Origin of the sequence: Alteromonas sp. McT4-15 (genome assembly GCF_020515205.1) — a bacterium.
GTDB lineage: Bacteria > Pseudomonadota > Gammaproteobacteria > Enterobacterales > Alteromonadaceae > Alteromonas.
Window position 1 is genome coordinate 1 of sequence record NZ_JAJALG010000013.1, and the last position, 20515, is coordinate 20515.

The 20515-nt window shown below is 44.8% G+C and carries 15 protein-coding genes; 6 read left to right on the plus strand and 9 right to left on the minus strand.

Features of this window, described 5'->3' with window-relative positions; translation table 11 throughout:
• The 4 genes from LHL20_RS11050 to LHL20_RS11065 form a co-directional block, all read right to left on the minus strand.
• A partial coding sequence (locus LHL20_RS11050) for a FimV/HubP family polar landmark protein (RefSeq protein ID WP_319003225.1) occupies positions 1–2574 on the minus strand: 2574 nt, incomplete at its 3' end.
• Positions 2575–2972: 398 nt separating this feature from the next.
• Positions 2973–3989 (minus strand): aspartate-semialdehyde dehydrogenase, encoded by a 1017-nt coding sequence (locus tag LHL20_RS11055; RefSeq protein WP_226433362.1) that lies wholly within the window; start codon positions 3987–3989, stop codon positions 2973–2975.
• A 128-nt stretch (positions 3990–4117) separates the two neighbouring features.
• Positions 4118–5323 (minus strand): 4-phosphoerythronate dehydrogenase, encoded by a 1206-nt coding sequence (locus LHL20_RS11060; protein ID WP_226433363.1) that lies wholly within the window; start codon positions 5321–5323, stop codon positions 4118–4120.
• A gap of 71 nt (positions 5324–5394) precedes the next feature.
• Complete coding sequence (locus LHL20_RS11065; protein ID WP_159626221.1) at positions 5395–6150, minus strand: class II aldolase/adducin family protein; 756 nt, start codon at positions 6148–6150, stop codon at positions 5395–5397.
• Between the two features lie 102 nt (positions 6151–6252).
• Between LHL20_RS11065 and LHL20_RS11070 the strand changes: the two genes are divergently transcribed.
• The gene (locus LHL20_RS11070) at positions 6253–6942 is read left to right on the plus strand and encodes a Crp/Fnr family transcriptional regulator (RefSeq protein ID WP_159626223.1); all 690 of its coding nucleotides are present in this window, start codon (positions 6253–6255) and stop codon (positions 6940–6942) included.
• Positions 6943–7053: 111 nt separating this feature from the next.
• On the opposite strand, the gene fabB is transcribed toward LHL20_RS11070, so the two are convergent.
• The gene (gene fabB, locus LHL20_RS11075; RefSeq protein WP_159626225.1) at positions 7054–8268 is read right to left on the minus strand and encodes a beta-ketoacyl-ACP synthase I; all 1215 of its coding nucleotides are present in this window, start codon (positions 8266–8268) and stop codon (positions 7054–7056) included.
• 512 nt (positions 8269–8780) lie between these two features.
• On the opposite strand from fabB, the gene LHL20_RS11080 reads away from it, so the two are divergent.
• Positions 8781–9857: a Kelch repeat-containing protein gene (locus LHL20_RS11080; RefSeq protein WP_413228896.1), complete on the plus strand. Its 1077-nt coding sequence runs from the start codon at positions 8781–8783 to the stop codon at positions 9855–9857.
• A gap of 33 nt (positions 9858–9890) precedes the next feature.
• Positions 9891–11936 carry a bifunctional tRNA (5-methylaminomethyl-2-thiouridine)(34)-methyltransferase MnmD/FAD-dependent 5-carboxymethylaminomethyl-2-thiouridine(34) oxidoreductase MnmC gene (gene mnmC, locus LHL20_RS11085; RefSeq protein WP_226433365.1) on the plus strand — a complete coding sequence of 682 codons (2046 nt, stop codon included), beginning with the start codon at positions 9891–9893 and terminating at the stop codon, positions 11934–11936.
• A 5-nt stretch (positions 11937–11941) separates the two neighbouring features.
• Here the strand turns inward: mnmC and LHL20_RS11090 are convergent, their stop codons facing one another.
• From LHL20_RS11090 to LHL20_RS11100, 3 genes are read right to left on the minus strand one after another with little or no spacing between them, the layout of a single operon-like run.
• Positions 11942–12631 carry a FlgO family outer membrane protein gene (locus LHL20_RS11090; RefSeq protein WP_413228897.1) on the minus strand — a complete coding sequence of 230 codons (690 nt, stop codon included), beginning with the start codon at positions 12629–12631 and terminating at the stop codon, positions 11942–11944.
• A gap of 49 nt (positions 12632–12680) precedes the next feature.
• Positions 12681–13445: a FlgO family outer membrane protein gene (locus LHL20_RS11095; RefSeq protein ID WP_202261879.1), complete on the minus strand. Its 765-nt coding sequence runs from the start codon at positions 13443–13445 to the stop codon at positions 12681–12683.
• Between the two features lie 3 nt (positions 13446–13448).
• Positions 13449–14015 carry a FlgO family outer membrane protein gene (locus LHL20_RS11100; protein ID WP_319003226.1) on the minus strand — a complete coding sequence of 189 codons (567 nt, stop codon included), beginning with the start codon at positions 14013–14015 and terminating at the stop codon, positions 13449–13451.
• Between the two features lie 458 nt (positions 14016–14473).
• Between LHL20_RS11100 and LHL20_RS11105 the strand changes: the two genes are divergently transcribed.
• The 3 genes from LHL20_RS11105 to LHL20_RS11115 all read left to right on the plus strand — a co-directional run bounded on the left by LHL20_RS11105 (position 14474) and on the right by LHL20_RS11115 (position 19036).
• Entirely contained in the window at positions 14474–15958 is a 1485-nt protein-coding gene (locus LHL20_RS11105) for an ATP-binding cassette domain-containing protein (RefSeq protein WP_226433368.1), read from the plus strand.
• 202 nt (positions 15959–16160) lie between these two features.
• Complete coding sequence (locus LHL20_RS11110) at positions 16161–17639, plus strand: M16 family metallopeptidase (RefSeq protein WP_226433369.1); 1479 nt, start codon at positions 16161–16163, stop codon at positions 17637–17639.
• Between the two features lie 2 nt (positions 17640–17641).
• A complete protein-coding gene (locus tag LHL20_RS11115; protein ID WP_226433370.1) occupies positions 17642–19036 on the plus strand; it encodes a M16 family metallopeptidase in 1395 nt (464 codons plus the stop codon).
• Between the two features lie 59 nt (positions 19037–19095).
• Here the strand turns inward: LHL20_RS11115 and LHL20_RS11120 are convergent, their stop codons facing one another.
• Complete coding sequence (locus tag LHL20_RS11120) at positions 19096–20403, minus strand: short-chain fatty acid transporter (RefSeq protein WP_226433371.1); 1308 nt, start codon at positions 20401–20403, stop codon at positions 19096–19098.
• Positions 20404–20515 lie beyond the last annotated feature (112 nt).

The following is a 20515-nucleotide window of genomic DNA, read 5'->3' on the forward strand; positions in this document are numbered from 1 at the left end:
TGCTTCTGCTTCTGCTTCTGCTTCTGCTTCTGCTTCTGCTTCTGCTTCTGCTTCTGCTTCTGCTTCTGCTTCTGCTTCTGCTTCTGCTTCTGCTTCTGCAAGAGCGTCATCTAGAGCACTTTCGATGTCAAGATTTTCTTCATCTAAATCAGCATCTTGCTCAACATTTTCTTGTGCTAGTTCATCATCATCACTAGGCGAAGCATCATTGATATCGTCGACTTGATCTATTTCTGACTCGTTTTCGATTTCCGCCTCAAGCTCCGATAGCAGCTCGTCTGCTAATAAATCAGCGTCGGTTGCGGAGTCAGTTTCCTCAGCTTCCAGCTCAGCAAGAAGCTCATCAGTAAGGGGATCACTGAAGTCTTCTTCATCTTGAAGTTCGTTGGTTTCTTGTACTGATTCGGGCTCTTCTGGCTCTACTTCTAAATCAGCTTCAAGTTCAGCTAATAATTCGTCGGTAAACGGATCTTCAAAATCTTCACTTGATTCAATTTCGCTAGACGGTTCGCTGTCCTTAGCTTCTTCAACAGCAGCTGGTTCTTCATCTACTTCGCTATCACTATCAAAGGATTCACTTTCATCTTCAGCTTGCAACTCAGCAATAAGATCATCAGATAACGGGTCAGAAAAATCAGCTACGCCATCAATGTCTTCGCCAACATCGATGTCATCCAAATCATCGGTAATGTCATCTAAGCTTTGAATAGACTGTGGCGAAGGTGATGGTGTTGTTGTAATTTCATCTTCTATTTCGTCGTCTTCAGCGAACTCGTCGCCTAAACCACCCATCATTTCAATTTGCTCTATTTCATTAAGCAAATCGTCTGTAATCTTGTTTATTTCTTTATTTTGCTGGTTTATTTCGTCGTCGAGTTTTTCCAGCATTTCTTCATTGATGAGATCATCATTGCTGTCAAGCTCATCAGTCAACCCAGCATCTACGCCGTGTTCTTCTAATAAATCGTCAATACTTATTTCTGGCGTGTCATCATCATCTTCTACCGCAGGCAAGCTAGGAGAAGTATCCTCAGTATCTTCCGACGACACATCTTCACTTTCTTCTTCAGCATCATCAAGCGATGCACCGGCCAACAGAGCATCTATATCATCGTCATCAACATTATCGTCGGGTGCACCAATATCTTCATTTGTGCCCTGTGTCTCTTCTTTCTCACTTTCAGCGTCGCCCTGACTTTGAACATCGTCGAGTAAGTCGTCAATATCAAAATCATCATCTGAAACTTCGTCTAGTGCTTGTTCGCTCGTTTCACTATCTGTGGTATCTTCAGTTTCTTCAAAAACATCATCATCACCAGATAAATCGAAACCTTCGAGGTCATCAGTTTCACCCTCGTTCAATACCTTATCAGACAGGTCGTCATCGTCGAAAAGGCTATCTAATTCATTTTGGTCCAGTTCATCAGCACCCTCTTCGAAAAGATCATCTGTGCCTTCGTCTGGCACCAGCATGTCATCTTCAAGATCGGCAAATGTGTCTAATTCGTCATCAAGGGTATCTTCCAGATCAGAAGTGAGTACGTCATCTAGAAGATCATCATCGTTAAACAAATCATCATCTGACAACTCCGTTTGCTCGCTCAAATCTGGTGCTAGCGCGCTTGAGAGGTCACCAATATCTTCATCAGGAACCGGTACGTCGTCAGTAGTCGAGGTAATAGGCGGTGTAGTTACTGGTGCTTCTTCAGTGCTGCTATTTCGCTTTAATAGCCAAGTAATTAGACCGCCCACTAAAAGTAACGTGAGAACGCCCGTGCCTATAATTAGACTCATTGGGCTGGTTAATGCGTTTAAAATAGAGTCCTGCTTTTCAGCTTCTCTTTGCGCTTGTTCGGCTCTGATCATATCGAGCAGTTCTTGCTGAAGCGCTACCTGCATGTCCAATTGAGACTTAACATCGCCTTCAACTTGACCGCGCAAGGTCTCAAGCTCACCGTTTACGGCTTCAACGCGCTCGTATAGGCGTCGATTTTCATCCAGTATGGCTTGCACGTTTTCAAGTGACGCCGCAAATTGCATGCGAAGTTCATCGAACTGGCGCGTCTGCTCTTCGTCTAAACGTGTAATTTTCTGTTCGATATCGCTTTGGGTCTGTGTAAGATCATTTTGATTCACCAGCGGTGAAGCTGGCTTGATATTTCTTACACTGCTACCGGGTTTGTTGAGAAGCTCCGCAAACGCTCTATCATCTTGCTCTGCGCGCATTTGCGCTTTTTGTTTATCAATACGCGCGATATAGCGCTCTGAGGGAAGTTTGAGAACCGCGCCATCGACGAGCAAATTGAGGTTGCCATTTTCAAAGGCATTTGGATTGAGTTCATAGATAGCGGTCATAACCTGATAAACTGACAGGTTATTATTTTGGCGGTAACGCTCCGCTATGCGCCATAAGGTATCGCTAGAGTCTATTGGACCATATTCCAATCCAGAATATTGATTACTGGCGTCTTTGGGGCCCTTTAATAGCGTGGAACGCTCCTGTGCATCGACAGAAACGATAGGGGCAGACAAACAAAGTGTAAGTAAAAGTAAGCCCGTCAAATGCAATTTCATAGCAGTCCTATATGCCCTCAAGCGTCTTTACCGCTTGTGACGTCGAAGCGGATTTTGAGCCAATCTTTATTATGTTAACTTTATTGGCTTTTATTTTTGTTCTTAAATCACCCGCATTCCTAACATTTTGCGGTGACAATTGTGGTCAGTGCAACACGTACGTAATACATGTTCTTTTGTTGTTTTTGAACTAGATAAACCACTGACCTCTGGTTATTTTTTCAAATACCACAAGCATTAAAACAATAGCGTTACACAAACTATAAACCAGTTGTGGTAGGCAATCTAGTTTGTGTCATCGATTTACGCTTTTCGCCAACTATCATTTCTATCGGCAAGCACAGAAATATGTTTACTTTTTCTGTGCTTACCGCATTCAATACCAACAGCTGTTTTGCTTACAAATAGTCGCGTATAAGCGTTTCTGCTATTTGAATACTGTTTGTTGCCGCCCCTTTTCGGATATTGTCAGAAACAACCCAAAGGTTAAGGCCACACGGATGCGTAATGTCATTTCGAATTCTGCCAACATGAACTATGTCATTACCACTTGCGTTACCAACTTGCGTAGGGAATTGCTCATTGCCTTCGTACACTGTCACTCCAGGCGCATTGGCAAGCAACTCTTTGACCTGTTGCGCATCTATGGGTGAACGCGTTTCTAGGTGTATAGCCTCTGCGTGACCGTAAAAAACAGGTACTCTTACCGCTGTTGCATTAACTAAAATACTTTGGTCACCCATTATTTTCTGTGTTTCCCACAACATTTTCATTTCTTCTTTAGTGTAATCGTTGTCTTGGAAAACATCGATTTGTGGGATAGCGTTAAATGCAATTTGGCGCGTGAATGCTTCTGCTTTAACTTCACGTGCATTCAGTAAGCCAGCGGTTTGTTTCGCGAGTTCTTCCATCGCCTCTTTGCCTGCACCTGATACAGATTGATACGTGCACACATTGATACGATCAATACCTACTGCGTCTTGAATAGGCTTTAATGCAACCAACATTTGAATGGTCGAACAATTTGGGTTTGCAATAATATTTCGATTGCGAAAGTCGGCTAGCGCATGAGCATTAACTTCGGGTACAACCAACGGAATGTCTGGCTCATATCTAAAGTGAGATGTATTGTCGATAACAATACACCCTTCGTCTGCGGCAAGTGGCGCAAATTTTTCGGATATACTGCCGCCAGCTGAGAAAAAACCAAACTGAACGAGTGACCAGTCAAACTCATCGGCGTCTAACACTTCAATGTCTTCACCTTTAAACGAAACGGTGCTCCCTGCTGAACGTTTACTGGCAAGCGGATACAGCTTATTAACTGGAAAATCGCGCTCTTCTAATAGTTCAATCATGGTTTGCCCCACTAATCCAGTGGCGCCAAGTACCGCGACGTCAAACGCTTGTGACATAATGTTTTGTGCTCCTAATTAAAAAAATGAGAATACATTGCTTTTAAACTTCTCATCTATGGTTGTATTACTTCTTAAAGATTCAAGTAGCGAGTGAATTTATTGTGCAAGCCTTTTTCCAGCCTACCTCACTGCGCCAATACTTTGTCTGAGTGTTTGATAGTAAAACTTAACTGCTTCAAGGTTTGTGCTATCTCAGTGCTAACATCTTGCGATGTATGCAACGTGTATGCACTACACTCTCTTCGAATTCGATATTGTTTACGAAGTTGCGCAAACCTATCGCCGATATCAGCTTCACTTAATTTGCCGCTTCCCCCTTTTTTGGGAAGTAGTGTCTCTCGCGTTTTGGCATCATCTATCGCCACATCGTAGACCTTCAAATAAATTGTGGCTAAATCATCATATGAAAGAGAACGTGCTTGTGGTTGTTTAAGCGTTATCTTAATGGGTTGTGTTGGCGAGAGAAAATCGCCTAATCGCTTTTCTACAGGCTTTCCCAGTACCTCGCAAATCTGTTCGTAGATCATTTGCGTGCCACGCACTTTACCTTCAACAGAATGACCTGCAATATGAGGCGTCACAAACCACGCGTGTTCAAAAAGCGCGGTGTTAATGTTCGGTTCATTGTCAAATACATCGAGCACAACAGTTGGCGCATTGTTGCCGTTTAGCTTTGTGACTAAAGCATTTTCGTCGATTACTTCACCGCGGCATGCGTTTATGAGTAGTTGATTTGCATTTAACTGCTCAAGAAAAGCATTATCTATAAGCGCTTCTGTGGCGTAAGGCCCGCTCTTTATAAACGGCACGTGCAGCGAAATAACGTCGCACTGAGCAATTTCATCCATTGATACAAAATCGCGTGAGTCGCCTGACTTGGCAAGCGGCGGGTCGCACAGTTTATAGCTGATATTAAGTGTTTTTAGGATGGCCGAAAGCGCACTCCCCACATTACCTGCGCCCACTATGCCAACCGTCACATTGGCCAGTGATATCTTTTTGCTTTTGTGAGCATGTAATAATACGCTCAATACGTATTCGGCTACCGCTACTGCGTTGCACCCCGCGGCTGAGCTATGCGTAATGCCTGCTTTATCAAGAAATGCTTTATCCAAATGATTAGTGCCCGCTGTAGCAGTGGTCACAAACTTGAGTTTATTTGCATACTGAAGTAGCTGAGGTGTGACTTTTGTTGTTGAGCGCAACGCTAAGATATCAATATCGCGTAGCATCTCTGGCTGCAATGATTGCCACGCATAAGTGGTTACCTCAGCAAGGTCGTTGAGGTAATCACTACCAAATGGAATAGTATCTTCGAGGAGTATTTTCATGGCGCTAAGTGTACCGCAACTTACGCGATGAGTAACCTAGCGCCAATCAGATTGTTTAAAATTAGACAGTGTTATTGATCAAAGCCAGGAAAGCGGCGTTCAAGACGACGCTTGATACCCGGCCACGCCAACGCACCACCGGCCTGTTTTGTTACCTCGGAAGCTTGTGCTTGAATGCCTTGCAGTATTGCAGAATGAATTGGAATGAGTGGCTGACCAGTCGCTTGTGCTTTCAGTTGGATTTCACATGCGCGCTGTAGAATAAACATAAATAAAAATGCATCAGCAATATTATCAGCACAGGTTAGTAAGCCATGATTTCGCAAAATCATAAACTGAGTATCACCTAAATCTCTTACCAAGCGCGCTTTTTCTTCAGGATTCAGCGCTACGCCTTCATAGGCATGGTACGAAAGCGATGCAAGAGGGAACAATGACTGTTGAGAATAGGGTTGCAAACCATCTTCTAAGATGGAGACTGCAACGCCTTCTGCCGTGTGCAAGTGCAGCACACACTTGGCGTCATCCCTTGCCTCGTGCACGGCACTGTGAATTGTAAAACCCGCAGGATTAATGTCAAACTCACTGTCCATCACCTTGTTGCCATTTAGGTCTACTTTTACCAAGCTTGAGGCAGTTACTTCGTCGAACATCATGCCGTAGGGGTTAATCAGAAAGTGATGTTCAGGCCCAGGAATACGGGCTGAAATATGTGTAAAAATGAGATCATCCCAGCCATACATGGCTACGGCGCGATAACATGCGGCAAGATCGACTCGTGTTTGCCATTCCTGTTCACTAACTTGCGACTTTACAGACTGTGTCATAACCCACTCCACTTTTATCATTTAACATCAATTATGAGGCTACAATACGCGTTACAACTACTATACACTGTCGGATATCCGACAATGTAATAAATTTGTTAAATGAGCAACTATAAAGAAATCCTTGCTAGTTCCATCTGGTTTAGTGACATACCAGAAAAATTGCAACAAGCCATGTTTGACAACATGCGAATAAAGCACCTTAAAGCGGGCCAACAATTGCACGCAAAAGGCGAACAAGGCGTGGGCTTTTACGGTGTTTGTGAAGGACGACTTAGGGTTGTGTCTGTTGGCATAGATGGAAGAGAAATGCTGTTTGCGCTATTGGGGCCAGGCACGTGGTTTGGTGAAATATCCATGTTTGATGATCTTCCTCGCACCCATGATAACTTTTGCGAGACCGATTGTACCGTAGCAATAATTCAAAAGAAGCCCTTCAAGGCCTTGTTGGAAAAACACCCTGAATTATACCCACATTTTACACGTTTACTCTGCACACGGGTGCGCAGTGCATTTCAATTTATCGACTCCAGTGCTGGATTGAGTTTAAAGCACCAGTTAGTGAAACGCTTACTCATGCTAACTACCAGCTACGGGCAGCACTTGCCGCGGCATGACACCATTACACTCACGCTTTCCCAAGAATCTCTCGCGCAGATGATCAATAGTAGTCGTCAGACAGTGAACCAGCTTTTGGGTGAGCTTCAGGAAGAGGGACTTCTTAAGCGTCATTATGGGAAACTCACCATTCCTGACCCTGACCTCCTGTTTCGCCAGTATCAATTTATATAACGCTCTAGTACAACTACACAAAAAAAGCGCGAAATGCAGAAGCATTGCGCGCTTTTAGTTTCAATGTATGACTATATAGACAAACATCGTTGTCTACCTAATCAGTCATCGCTAGCCCTTGTATTTTTGCATTACTAACGTTGCGTTAGTACCACCAAAACCGAAGCTATTAGACATAATAGTGTTTAATTCAGCATCGCGTGCTTCAGTTACAATATCTAGGCCTTGAGCCGCCTCATCTAATGTATCGATGTTAATCGATGGCGCGATAAAACTGTTTTCCATCATTAGCAGGCTATAAATTGCTTCGTTTACCCCCGCAGCTCCCAGTGCGTGGCCCGTTAGAGACTTAGTCGCACTAATTGGCACGCCTGATTGACCAAACACCTCTTGAATAGCAGCTAACTCTTTGACATCCCCCACAGGCGTTGATGTGCCGTGTGTGTTGAGGTAATCAATCGGGCCATTAACGTTTTGCATCGCCATTTGCATACAACGAATAGCGCCCTCACCCGATGGTGCCACCATGTCATAACCATCAGACGTTGCGCCATAGCCAACAACTTCACCATAGATTTTGGCACCGCGAGCTAATGCGTGCTCAAGCTCTTCAACGACAACCATACCGCCACCACCAGAGCTGACAAATCCATCACGTGCTGCATCGTACGTACGAGACGCAACTGATGGGTTGTCGTTATACTTCGAGCTCAACGCACCCATCGCATCGAACTGGCTAGATAGCGACCAATGCAGTTCTTCACCGCCACCCGCAAAAACAACGTCTTGCTTACCTAACTGGATAAGCTCTAGAGCGTTACCGATACAGTGTGCGCTTGTAGCACATGCTGAGGCAATAGAGTAATTAACGCCACGTATTTTAAACGGTGTCGCTAAACAAGCCGATACGGTTGACGCCATGCAGCGAGGTACCATATATGGGCCAACACGTTTAACGCCTTTTTCGCGAAGAATGTCAGCTGATAACACTTGGTTTTCAGAGGACGCACCACCAGAACCTGCAATAATACCAGTCCGCTCGTTAGAAATATCTTTTTCTTCTAAGCCTGAGTCTGCGATAGCTTGTTGCATTGCAACATAAGCGTAGCCTGCCGCATCCCCCATAAAGCGCATTGCTTTACGATCGATGTGGTCTTTCAAATCAATATTAATATCGCCCCAAACTTGGCTTCTTAGGCCCATTTCGGCGAACTGTTCTGAAAATGTAATACCAGACTTGCCCGCTTTTAGTGAAGCGAGTACGTCTTCTTTATTTACGCCGATGCTTGATACAATGCCAAGACCGGTGATGACTGCTCTTCTCATAGTTTACCCTTTGCGTTAGTGCGGCTTATGGTAACGATTTTGAATCATAAAGTGGTCTGCTTAGCGCATATCTCAAAATGCGTTTCCACTAAATTATTGCACAGCGGCAATTTATATAATTATTTCAACTCAGCGTACACGTGTAAGCAAACAAAATCAATGACCCCAAAGTGTGCTTAGACCACCCACTATTTGATGCAATAGCACAGCGCTTTTTTGGCACATGTGATGTCATGGAGATGCCTTTTGAGAAAATGCGCCATAGGGCAAAACACGTTTCTGCCGACTTTCCCAAGCAAACATGTTTAATGATCGCTACAATGCCCTTTTTATTATCCAAACATTGTGATACCTAATTAGAGAAAGCAGCGAAAAATATGCTAACTACTTTTAACGCACAAAAACAGTCCGCTCATTTTCCCCGCCCCCTTCGCATCATAGCTATCGTTTTGCTTGCCTGGGTCACAGCCATGAGCGCACAGTCAGAGGCCATGAGCGCACAGTCAGAGGCCATGAGCGCAAATTCAGAGCCGTTGAGCGCGAGTGCTAATGAAACAAGCGTAGTTACAGAGAAAGCGAATGCCGCGCATTCTTCTATAACAATCCCCTCTTTACCCGAAGGCACATCTAACAATGCGGTGGCAACGTTAAATATTGATGACACCGTGTATTTGTTTAGCTTTATGGGCTTGAGTAATGGCAAAACGCATAATGATGTTCATAACAACGCCTGGCAGCTAAAGATAATTAATGGCGATATTAGTCAATGGCAAGCACTGCCTGACGTACCGTCCAGCTTGCCGCTTAAAGGGCGATTAGCGTCCGTTGCCGTTGGTGTTAATGATGCGGTTTACATTTTTGGTGGCTACACAGTAGCGGAAGATCACACTGAAATAAGCACACCGGATGTGTACAAATATAGTCCTGTCGAGAAGAAATATACTCTGCTATCCCCTATGCCAATTCCTGTGGATGACGCCGTTGCCCTTGTGTACCAATCTCGCTATGTGTATTTGATTTCTGGTTGGCACAATGACGGCAACGTAAACGTAGTGCAAGTATTCGATACGCAAACCAATATTTGGCACCAAGCTAGTCCATTTTTAGGTAAACCTGTGTTTGGTCACGCTGGCGGCCTAGTTCAAAATACTATGCTTGTTTGCGACGGCGTAGCCGTGCTCCCAAACGAAGATAAGCGTCGTTCTTTTCACGCGGAAACAGCCTGTTATAAGGGCGTTATCGATACTGCCAACCATTTAAAAATAGACTGGAGAATTGTTCAGCACCCAACAGGAACAGCGCGGTATCGCATGGCAAGTGCAGGTGATACGGAGTCGAACCGTATACTTTTCGTTGGCGGCTCTAACAATCCTTACAACTATAACGGCATCGGGTATAACGGCAAACCATCCGAGCCCAGTGCTGATATTTGGGTATATAATATCGCTACCGGCAAATGGTCCATCACGACTTCCCCAACACCGACGATGGATCACCGAGGACTCATCCAAATTGACGGCCGATGGGTTACCATTGGTGGTATGATGAGTGGTCAAACGGTGTCACAGCGCGTTATAGCGCATTGGTAATGAAAAGTTGAGCTAAGCGGAGAACCAGAAAAATTGAAATCTAAGCACGCGCAGGTACATTTTAATGACAGCGGTACACCTGTGGCCGATCATTTTGACGATGTTTATTTTTCCAATGACAGTGGTATAGATGAAACTCAACACGTTTTCGTTGATGGTAACGACCTTAAAACGCGTTGGCAAAACTGGACTGAATACACGTTTGTTATTGCAGAAACGGGGTTTGGGACAGGCTTAAATTTTTTAGTTGCGATGCACGAATTTCAAAAGTTTCGAGAAGCAAATCCGAGTCACCCTCTAAAACGCCTCGTATTCTTAACAACCGAAAAATACCCTCTTCCGCAGTCAGATATGCAACGAGCATTAGCGGCATTTCCCGCGCTACTTAGTGAAGCCACTGCGTTAGCTGATGTGTATCCCATGGGTCTAGAAGGCTGTCACCGACTTCAGTTTGATACATTTTCGACCACACTGGATTTGTGGATTGGCGATGTTCACACGCTTCTACCCCAGTGGCACTCTCCTCGAAACGGACTGGTGGATGCATGGTTTCTAGATGGCTTCGCGCCAAGTAAGAACCCTGATATGTGGACTGACGCCTTGTTCAGTCAAATGGCTCGATTATCAAAAACAGGCACTACGTTTGGCACTTTTACTGCAGCGGGTATCGTAAAAAGAGGCTTAGCAAATGTAGGCTTCACCATCGCAAAAAGGAACGGGTTTGGACGCAAGCGCGATATGTTAACCGGTGTTTTCAGTGAAGTGAGCGAAAACGTTCCCCATAAGCTTCGGCAGCCCCAAGGCCCCTATTACCGCTACGGCAACCCAACGTTAACAACAGAAAGTTCCGTGATTGTTGTAGGCTCTGGGCTAGCCGCTGCAAGTGTATGTTTATCGCTTGCCAATCGAGGTATTGCGACAACCTTGTATTTTGAAGAGGCAGAATTGGCCGCGGGCGCCTCCGGCAATCCACAAGGCGGCTTCTACCCTCAGTTACATAGTGAAGCAAGCATTGCCAGCCGAATTCAAGCTCATAGTTTTTTATATGCCAAGCAGTGTTATGAACACATAGTCCAGGAATACCCGCAGGTAGCACATGAATTTTGTGGCGTTATTCAGCTTAGCTTTAACGATAAGGTAGCCGAGCGTCAAAATAAGCTCGCAGATTCAGACGTGTGGCCCGAAGACTTAGTAGCAAAGATTGACAGCAACACGGTTAGTGAAATAGCCAATATTGCGCTTCCATACTCAGGTTTATTAATAAAAGAAGGTGGCTGGCTGTCTCCCCCGCATCTCGTTGATGCCATGGTAAGCCAAGCTAAAAAGACGGGTAATCTCACGATTAAAGCAGGACATCGCTATGTGGGTCACAGCGTAGTCGACAACCCCAAAAGCGTTACAGAAAGCGTTAAAGCACATTTTATTCATGACACGAGTGAAACCACACAAAGCGCTAGCCACATAATATTAGCTCCAGGTGCTGGCGCGGTTGGTTTATCCGAGTTTGATAGCTTATCGCTTAGACCCGTTCGCGGTCAGGTTGAAGCCATACCGACGCAAGACCCCATTGCATCACTACAAACAGTGCTTTGTCACAAAGGCTATATGACACCTAGCTTAAATGAACGACATGCCCTTGGCTCAACCTATGTTAAAAATGATATGGCAACAGATATACGTGGTGAAGAAACCGACACAAATTTGGCTACCCACTCCCAAGCACTAGCCGACACAGACATTGTCGGCCAACTCAAACATGACGGCATGGCAAGGGCAGCTACACGATTGGGCTCACCGGATCATCAGCCTGTAGTGGGTGTACTTCATGACTTTACGCTATTGAAAGCATATTACAGCGATCTCGGTGTCGGTAAACCTTTGGAAGCAGTACCCACACTGCCTGCTAGTGCAGTATCTGCATTAACGTGCTTGGGGTCACGCGGATTGACCACTGCACCTTTGATGGCTGAAGTATTAGTCAGTAGCTTGTGTAATCAACCTCTTCCAATGAGCAACGACTTGCTAAATGCGGTTAATACCAGCCGCTTTATGACCCGAGAGGCTATTCGTGGTATTTAGGCGAATTAAGGTGTGCGTACGCTCGCCATTTTGTTCAGGTCCATTACGATAAAAGCGGGTATATACACATCGGCACTCGCCACCACCTGTTTATTTTCAAGTGACACAATGCGTGCGTTAACTCGCACGCCCCTGTCATCTTCGATAATAGTTCCTGTAACCACATGGTCCATTTCTACTTGCTTTGCAAGCGCTTTTCCACTGCGCGAAAGTACAAAATCACCCACTGGCGTAACGGTAATTCCACCGGCCAGCTTGAAGTCGACAATGGCTAACCCAAAATCTTGTAGTTCAGCAATTAAGTACTCTGATAGTTGATTGCCAAGCACAGTACTTTCATTAAGCGAATGATTTAGACGCACAAAGCTGGCGACCCCAACCATATCCTGATGGGTCAGTCGCGTTGCATTGTCCATTAACTTCATTGCCAGCTGAGACGCGTAATCGTTCAGCCTTTTATGGGTTTGTGAAGGGAAAAAGCCTTGGTGTAGTGGATCTTTATAGCCAGGCTCCACCGCAACGTGTTGTTGATACTCGCGGTCTCTTGAATCTGGTGTGTACACTAAACCTGAACGCCTTGGCACTGGAACAGGCTCTGCGTCATGGGTAATTTCACCATCTTCACCAAGCCAAAAAGAGCCAATAGAATCTGTGCTTGTGCACCCGCTCAATGTCATCACAACTACGCCCGCCATCAATAGTGAACACGCGCGTAATGGAAACTGTTTTAGCATGAGAGACCTCTTAACCTCGGCTTAGTTTTACGCCGTCGCGCATTCCATTTTGTTCGCTGCCATCACTCGGTATGAGTGCATCTACAACATAAAATGGTACAAGCATTTGTGCACTAGCAACAACCGCGCGTGATTCCATACCCAATATTCGCGCATTCACCAAAACGCCACCTTGGTGCTTTGTCATTGTACCTGTCAGTACATACTCAATAGGAAGACTGCTGCTTAACTCCAAGTAATCTCGACTTAACACGAAGTCACCGTCTTCGGTAATACGAATGTACTCTGTCGCCTTGAAATCAATAACAGGCACACGAAACTTATGAAGTTCGTGAACAAACGATTCCGCCATTTGCCTGCCGAGCAAATCGGTTTTTTGTAAGTTGGTATCCAGTAACGCAAAATGTGTTACGCCGATAGGCGTTTTGTCATTAACATATTCCATGTTAGCAATGAGGTCTTGCGTCATGTTTTTCACATAATCGCCAATATGTTTGGTTAGCGGCCTGCCTTTATATGCCCCTTGAACGCTTGAATATAAAGGTGGTTGCCCAATTGCGCCATACGCATCCATTCCCCTCACTTCTTGTTCATCTTCTGTCACTTGAGGTCTGCTCGGGGCACGATCTTGAGCGGTAACGTCTATCACATTCATTGCTGGACGCTGAGGTGCTTGCTCGGCTACCTGTTCTTCTTCCATCATCATCGAGCAACCACTTATCGTTAGTAGTGAAGCCGATAGCATGAGCCCTGCCAATTTATATTTAGTTGTCATGAATTACCTCATACTCTCGGTTCTGTATAACTTGCCGTTACGCGTGGTTACGCGCTCTTCTTGCCAAAACAATTCTGCTGGAAAAAAACGGGTGGCAGCGGCAACAATATCTTTGTTTCGCGCGTTGATAATACGTGCATTTACCACTGCACCAGATTCCTGATACACCATAGTGCCAGTAATATAAAAATCGACACGCTCAATGTTAGACAGTCGTTCAATTTCACGCGTCAGTATTCTGTCACTTTCGTCACTAACAATAATATCGTCTGATAGCTTAAATTCTTGAGTAGAAAAACCCCGTTTTGTCGCCTCAGTAATCATGCCTTGCTCTAGTTGATGGCCAAGCAGCATCAGTGGATGCTGATGATTAGCATCAAATTTCATTGTATCAGCGGGAACAAAGCCCACTACTGCATAACGAGACTGGCGTGATGGGCCCGCATCAGCAAAAAGCTCATTGGCAAGCAAATAGGTATAATATTCAACGTTGCCAAGGGCATTTATCGTTGATGAATTAGTTTGAGCAAGTTGGCTTTGCGTTTCTTGTGAAGCAGTACACCCTGTCATCACACTTATTGCTGCGGCAATACCTGCTAACCACCTAACAGCGATAGTCAACGATTTCGAATTAGGTTTACACTGAGCGCCATTCATTTTTCGATTCCAAATACAGTCCGTCATTATTGAATGTGAAGTCACACAAAAATTCGGCTGACAGTTTTATGCTAGTTGAAGTGCCATCAAACCGACGACGTGGGTCAAAAAATCACCCATACTTGTGTTATTACGCTCAACACTGCAATAATTGCACCACAAAGTAGTTTCTTAAGCTTAACCTACAGAAGCGCTACCCATCGCAAAAGAACTTGTCTTATTTTATACAAAATGCGGAATAGGTTTGCCGCCTAAGCGCAATCCTTTTCCCATCCAAACGGAGTGACTGTGACACACTTTTCGTTGCGCCATTGACAGCGGCATATTTTCACTCACAATGAGGCGACATATTAGCTTTCATTTATCATCGCATGCTATCGCTTTTTGAATTTGCTCTTTCGTTGCCTTCAGGGTTTAAAACACCCGCTTTCTCAATTGATATTCAGACCCCCTGCGGTCACGAAAAGCCAACTCACTATATTGTAGCGGGCAGAAATGGGGCCGGAAAATCACTGTTATTATCTGCTATTGCTGGCGATGGTAAAACCGTAGCTGGAAAACGGGAGTTCGACTCAGAAGTAGCGCAAGTCTCGATAGCCGCACAACAAGCGTTGATCGAGGAAGAGAGACGAAAAGACAGCGCTGATATACTTGATGTTATAGCTACACCAACTAGAGTCAGAGAGCTTTTTACTCGCACTAATACGGACTATATCAACCACCCTTTTTTCAACACATTAGTCACAATACTTCGCATTGAACATTTGCTGGATGCCGAGTTTCTTGCATTATCGACTGGCGAGACACGCAAAGTCATTATCGTTATGGCATGGCTTAGCAATGCCAAACTTATCGTGCTCGATGAACCTTTCGAAGGACTAGATATTGATTCTGCAAAAGCGTTTAGTCAGTTTCTCACCTCTCAACAACAAGCCACACTTGTAATAACTGCCAACAAACTGAGCGATATTCCTCAGGGAATAATCGCCTATGTCATCGTTATGGAAAATCTCGCGGTGACGTGGCGTTCTGAAAAAGCCATCAGTTATGAGAGTATCATTGACGAGCTCAGCACATGGTTTGCATTAAGCTACGATGCGGTGTCGCTGCCGCAGGCGCTGCTTTCTCATCAAATCACTACCTCAAATACAGTGGAAGACAAGGCGTCACCTCAGGTACTGATTTCCCTTAAAAAGGGCTATGTAAGATACGACGGCAGAACCATATTTGAAAATCTCGATTTTACGGTAACACAACATACCCACTGGCAAATTGTTGGCCCTAACGGCTCTGGTAAAACGTGTTTGCTACAAATGATAACAGGCGATAATCCTCATTGTTACACCAACGAACTGACCCTTTTCGGTATCAAACGAGGAACGGGTGAAAGCATTTGGGATATTAAGAAGCACATTGGCATAATGTCCAACGCGCTGCATATGCAATACAAGGTAAATGCAAACCTAGAACATGTGATACTTTCTGGTTTTTACGACAGTATTGGCCTTTACACAAAAGCAAGCCAAGAAGAGAAAAATTGCGCCGCAGAATGGCTAACCGTATTGGGTATGGAAGATAAGAAGCATACTCCATTTCAGTCGCTCTCTTTCGGCGACCAGCGGTTAGTGCTGCTCGCAAGAGCAATGGTTAAACACCCAACACTACTCATTCTCGATGAGCCGTGTAATGGACTAGATGAATTTAATCGGCAAAAAATACTTAAGTTCATCGATATAGTCGCTAACGCAAAAACAAGTACGGTGCTATATGTGACACATCACGAGGATGAGAGCCTACCAAGCATTCCCAACAGATTGGATATGCAAGACTACGGCCCGGTTCTCTCAACAGTCTGAGCAATTAACAAAGTGTTGCGAATTTCTGTTGACCCTTTTAATACCTCCCTGCATTCTACGTTAAGGTGCCCTCTTTTCTTATTTTGAATGTCAAAGAGCGCGCCACTCACACCGTATCCCATCTTTACACGCTCCGTTTGGTGTTTGGTCGGCAAGGATGTTGATGTGCACGGTATCACCTAGATAAAAGAATGAGAGAACGATGAAAAAACTTTCCTTAATTGCGGCAGGTGTTCTGTCGGTATTGTTGAGTGGCTGTGGTCAAGACACGCGCTCACAATCAGAAACCTCGGTCGATCAAACCTCAAAAATAGTTGAGGCTGCAAGTAACGTTGAAATGGACGTTGGCTATAACGTACCCGTCGAATACTTCACGTTAGACAATGGACTTAAGGTCGTTTTATCAAAAGATGACACTGCGCCTGTGGTCACTGTGGCTGTTTATTACAATATTGGCTTTAGAAATGAGCCTAAAGACCGCACAGGCTTTGCCCACCTTTTTGAGCACATGATGTTTCAAGGCTCTGAAAACTTAGGAAAAATGGAATTTATTAAGTTGGTCAATGACAATGGCGGCGTTTTAAACGGCTCAACACGGTTTGATTTCACTAACTACTTTGAAATTATTCCAGCGCATAAATTAGAAACATTTCTTTGGGCCGAAGCCGACAGAATGAAAGGGCTCGCAATAACGCAAGAAAATTTAACAAATCAGCAAGGTGTGGTTAAAAACGAAGTTAAAGTTAACGTACTTAACCGACCTTACGGCGGTTTCCCATGGCTTGATATGCCGCAATACGCGTTTAACAACTGGTACAATGCACACAATTTTTACGGCGACCTTGCCGATTTAGACGCTGCGAACCTTGAAGACGTAGACGCGTTTTTTGATATGTACTACGCTCCTAACAATGCGGTATTAGCCGTAGTGGGCGACATTGATGTTGCGCAAGCTAAGCAATTGGTCGAAAAATACTTTGCTGCAATACCGTCGACCGAACTAGCCCCTCAACCTGACCTTACCGAGCTTCGCCAAGAAAAAGAAAAGGTGTTTAATAAGTTCGACAAGCTTGCACCAAAACCTGCGTATGCTTTTGCTTATAAAATGCCACCGAGAAACACGCCAGAATACTATGCAATGGGCATCATTGACCAAATTTTAGTGCAAGGTGAAGACAGTTTGCTGTATCAAGAACTTGTTAAAAATCAGCAAATCACGGGGAGTGTAAATGGCGGTATCAACTATTTGCTTGGCAACATGTTCAACTATAACGGCCCCATGCTTTGGATGAGTTCGTTTACCCATGACGATACCGTTAGCCGCGATACCATTACTGCAGCCATCGACAAGGTTGTTAACAAACTACAAGAAACACCACTGAGTGAAGAAGAAATGGAGCGCGCGATTGTAAAGATACGCTCTAGCCTATTTGATGCAGTAGACGGATTTTATGGTTTTGGTCGCGCAGACCTATTAGCAAGTTTTGCCTTGTTTGATAATGACCCAAGTAAAATCAATGAATTAGAAACAAACTTTAAGAAAGTAACGCCTGAAATCATTGCTAAAACGGTTAAAGAGTATCTTCGCCCTACGAACCGTACCATTTTAACCGTCACGCCAGGTGAAGACCCTAGTGCCAAACCTGAAACGACAACTGACGCCGCGGAACAAGGAGAGTAACCATGAAATTTAAGAGAAAAATTCTCGTCACCGCGGTGACAGCATTGTGCACGTTGAGCGCATTTTCAGTTATAGCAAAAGAGACACCGCCTGTAGGTGGGCAGCCCAAAGATTTTGTTGTGCCAGAAACCGATACAATAACACTCGATAATGGTTTGAAAGTTACCTTTATTCCTTATGGTAAAACGCCCAAAGTGACACTGCAGTTACGCACCGGCACGGGCAACATTGACGATGGCGAAAGCATATGGCTTTCAGATATCAGCTATGAAATGCTGCGCCAAGGCACCCATACATACACAGCAAAACAATTAGCAGAGTCAGTAGCGAGCATGGGTGGTGAAGTAAATACTTCAGTGGGTATGGATTCAAGCTTCATCGGTATGAGTGTACTATCTGAGTTTGGTGACGATGCTGTGGCATTAATTGCCGATATGGTGATGAATGCCAAGTTTGAAACCAATGACCTAGAGCGCATTAAAACAGATACTCAGCGACGTCTAACCGTATCACTTTCAAACCCCTCTTCAATTGCAAATGAAGCATTCTATAACTCGGTTTTTGGTAATCACCCATACGGTCGACTTTACCCTACAAGCGAGAGCATTTCTGCACTTACAGCACAAAATACAGCCGATTTCGTTAAGACAAATATTGTACCTAATCGCAGCCACCTTTATGTGTCAGGCGTGTTTAATAAAAATGAAGTAGCTAAGGCGGTAGAAGCTTCATTTAGTCAATGGGAGAAAGGTGAAAACGTTGAGCGCAAGACGGTGTTAACGCAAACAGGGCCGTCTTTTGAGATACTCGCGCGCGAAGGTGCGCCACAGTCAACATTAAGACTTGGTCTAGCAACACTTTCACCCGCGCACGACGACTATATGAAAATGAGCCTGATGAATACGTTACTTGGCGGCGCATTTTCAAGCCGTATTACATCAAATATCCGCGAAGATAAAGGTTACACTTACTCTCCTCGTTCTTCGATGGTAGACCGCGTTGGTACGGGTGTTTGGTATGAAGCAGCCGATGTTACCGCAGAGTCAACGGGGGCTGCACTTGACGAGATCATAAAAGAGATCAATTTACTCGCTAACGAAGCTCCGACTGCAGAAGAGCTTGAGGGGATTAAAAACTACATGGCAGGTATTTTTGTGCTAAGAAATTCTTCACGTACTGCCATCATCTCTCAACTTGCGTTTACAGAGCTACATGGTTTGGACGAGAGTTATTTAGCTGACTATGTGAAAACCATTTACGCTATCACACCAGAAGAGATAAAAGCGGTCACTGCAAAATACTTGGATGTGAATAAAATGCACTTGACCATTGTTGGTGACACTGAAAGCGTGATGCCGCAATTAAAAGAGGTTGAGGCACTAAAACCGTTTATGTAATGCTATCCACTGGCTTACGCTGTCTTAACAGCAGCGTAAGCCGTTTTTGTTTAACAGCTTTAAACAAATCTAAGCACCAATCCAATAATCACGCCTGTAATCACTAGCTGTAATAGACAAAACCCCATGATGTCTTTGGCTTTAAGTCCAGCGATAGCCAAAACAGGCAATGCCCAGAAGGGTTGAATCAAGTTTGTCCATGCGTCTCCCCAGGCGACCGCCATAGCAACGCGAGAAACATCAGCGCCAAGCTCCATGGCCGCAGGCAAAACAACGGGGGCCTGAACTGCCCACTGCCCGCCTCCAGAAGGCACGAAGATATTAACAATGCCTGCACTGATAAAACTCCACACTGGCAAAGAGTCAGCACTTGCCATGCTAATCAACCATTGAGACATTGATTGTGCCAAACCAGATTGCACCATAACCGCCATAATGCCAGCGTAAAACGGAAACTGAATGATAATGCCACTACCGCCTTGTACTGCCTGCTGTAAGCTGTGCAGTAAACTTCTTGGCGTACCGTGTAACACAATAGCCAAAAACAAGAAAAGCATATTGACAATGTTTAAGTTTAGCCCGCCCTCTTTAATAAAATAACTGACCAAATAGAAGAGCCCCATCGCTCCCACTAACAAAGAGAGCGCCCTACTGGTTTCTAGTTTGTCTGCGGGCCTTTGGTTGGTTGTAACGGGAGCATGTGTTTCGCTCAACTTGTCTGTATCAACAAATACACTGTCATGCTCAGTGGGCAGCATTAGCCTATTTACCAGCGGAATAACCACAAACAGAATCGTCAGCAAAGACAGATTAAATGCACTAAAAATCGTCTCGCTGGTAGAGATAACGCCTATTTGAACTTGGGCAAAATGCCCCTCGGTTGCAATAGTAAGAGGAACAGAACCTGCCAGGCCACCATGCCAAACCACAAACCCAGAATAGGCGCTTGCCACAAGCAAACGGTAGTCAACTCGAGTATTACGCGCTAATGCTTTTGCGAATAATGCCCCCACGACAAGCCCAAAGCCCCAGTTTATCCAACTCGCGGTTAGCGACACTATAGTGACAAGCACTATTGCCTTGCCTGGCGTATTGCCCAGCATGGCAAGTCGCGACAGAAGCGCTTTCATCAACGGCGTATTGGCGAGCATAAAGCCTGTGACCAACACAAGCAGCATCTGCATCGAAAAGGTAAGTAGGCCCCAGATACCACTGCCCCATTGCTCTATAACCGTAACGGGCGATTGCTGCTCAACAATGACCGCAGCGGCGAGTGTAACCAGTGTTAATATGAGAACAAAAATGAAAGGGTCTGGTAGATAGCGCTCGACTAACTTAACAAATGGCTTAGACGCACGATTTAGCATAACTCACTCGCAACATGTTAATAACTTGTTGCATGGTAACGCATTTTTCATGCTAGAGGTACCAACGGCAACACACTGACAAAGCGTATGCAGGTTGCCATTTATAATTAGA

What these genes read in the sequence shown, in the direction of transcription:
- LHL20_RS11055 (WP_226433362.1), bottom strand. Translation starts at nt 3,989, where the DNA reads ATGTCACAAGCGTTTGACGTCGCGGTACTTGGCGCCACTGGATTAGTG.
- LHL20_RS11060 (WP_226433363.1), bottom strand. Translation starts at nt 5,323, where the DNA reads ATGAAAATACTCCTCGAAGATACTATTCCATTTGGTAGTGATTACCTC.
- LHL20_RS11065 (WP_159626221.1), bottom strand. Translation starts at nt 6,150, where the DNA reads ATGACACAGTCTGTAAAGTCGCAAGTTAGTGAACAGGAATGGCAAACA.
- LHL20_RS11070 (WP_159626223.1), top strand. Translation starts at nt 6,253, where the DNA reads ATGAGCAACTATAAAGAAATCCTTGCTAGTTCCATCTGGTTTAGTGAC.
- fabB (WP_159626225.1), bottom strand. Translation starts at nt 8,268, where the DNA reads ATGAGAAGAGCAGTCATCACCGGTCTTGGCATTGTATCAAGCATCGGC.
- LHL20_RS11080 (WP_413228896.1), top strand. Translation starts at nt 8,781, where the DNA reads ATGAGCGCAAATTCAGAGCCGTTGAGCGCGAGTGCTAATGAAACAAGC.
- LHL20_RS11090 (WP_413228897.1), bottom strand. Translation starts at nt 12,631, where the DNA reads ATGGCGGGCGTAGTTGTGATGACATTGAGCGGGTGCACAAGCACAGAT.
- LHL20_RS11095 (WP_202261879.1), bottom strand. Translation starts at nt 13,445, where the DNA reads ATGACAACTAAATATAAATTGGCAGGGCTCATGCTATCGGCTTCACTA.
- LHL20_RS11100 (WP_319003226.1), bottom strand. Translation starts at nt 14,015, where the DNA reads ATGACAGGGTGTACTGCTTCACAAGAAACGCAAAGCCAACTTGCTCAA.
- LHL20_RS11105 (WP_226433368.1), top strand. Translation starts at nt 14,474, where the DNA reads ATGCTATCGCTTTTTGAATTTGCTCTTTCGTTGCCTTCAGGGTTTAAA.
- LHL20_RS11110 (WP_226433369.1), top strand. Translation starts at nt 16,161, where the DNA reads ATGAAAAAACTTTCCTTAATTGCGGCAGGTGTTCTGTCGGTATTGTTG.
- LHL20_RS11115 (WP_226433370.1), top strand. Translation starts at nt 17,642, where the DNA reads ATGAAATTTAAGAGAAAAATTCTCGTCACCGCGGTGACAGCATTGTGC.
- LHL20_RS11120 (WP_226433371.1), bottom strand. Translation starts at nt 20,403, where the DNA reads ATGCTAAATCGTGCGTCTAAGCCATTTGTTAAGTTAGTCGAGCGCTAT.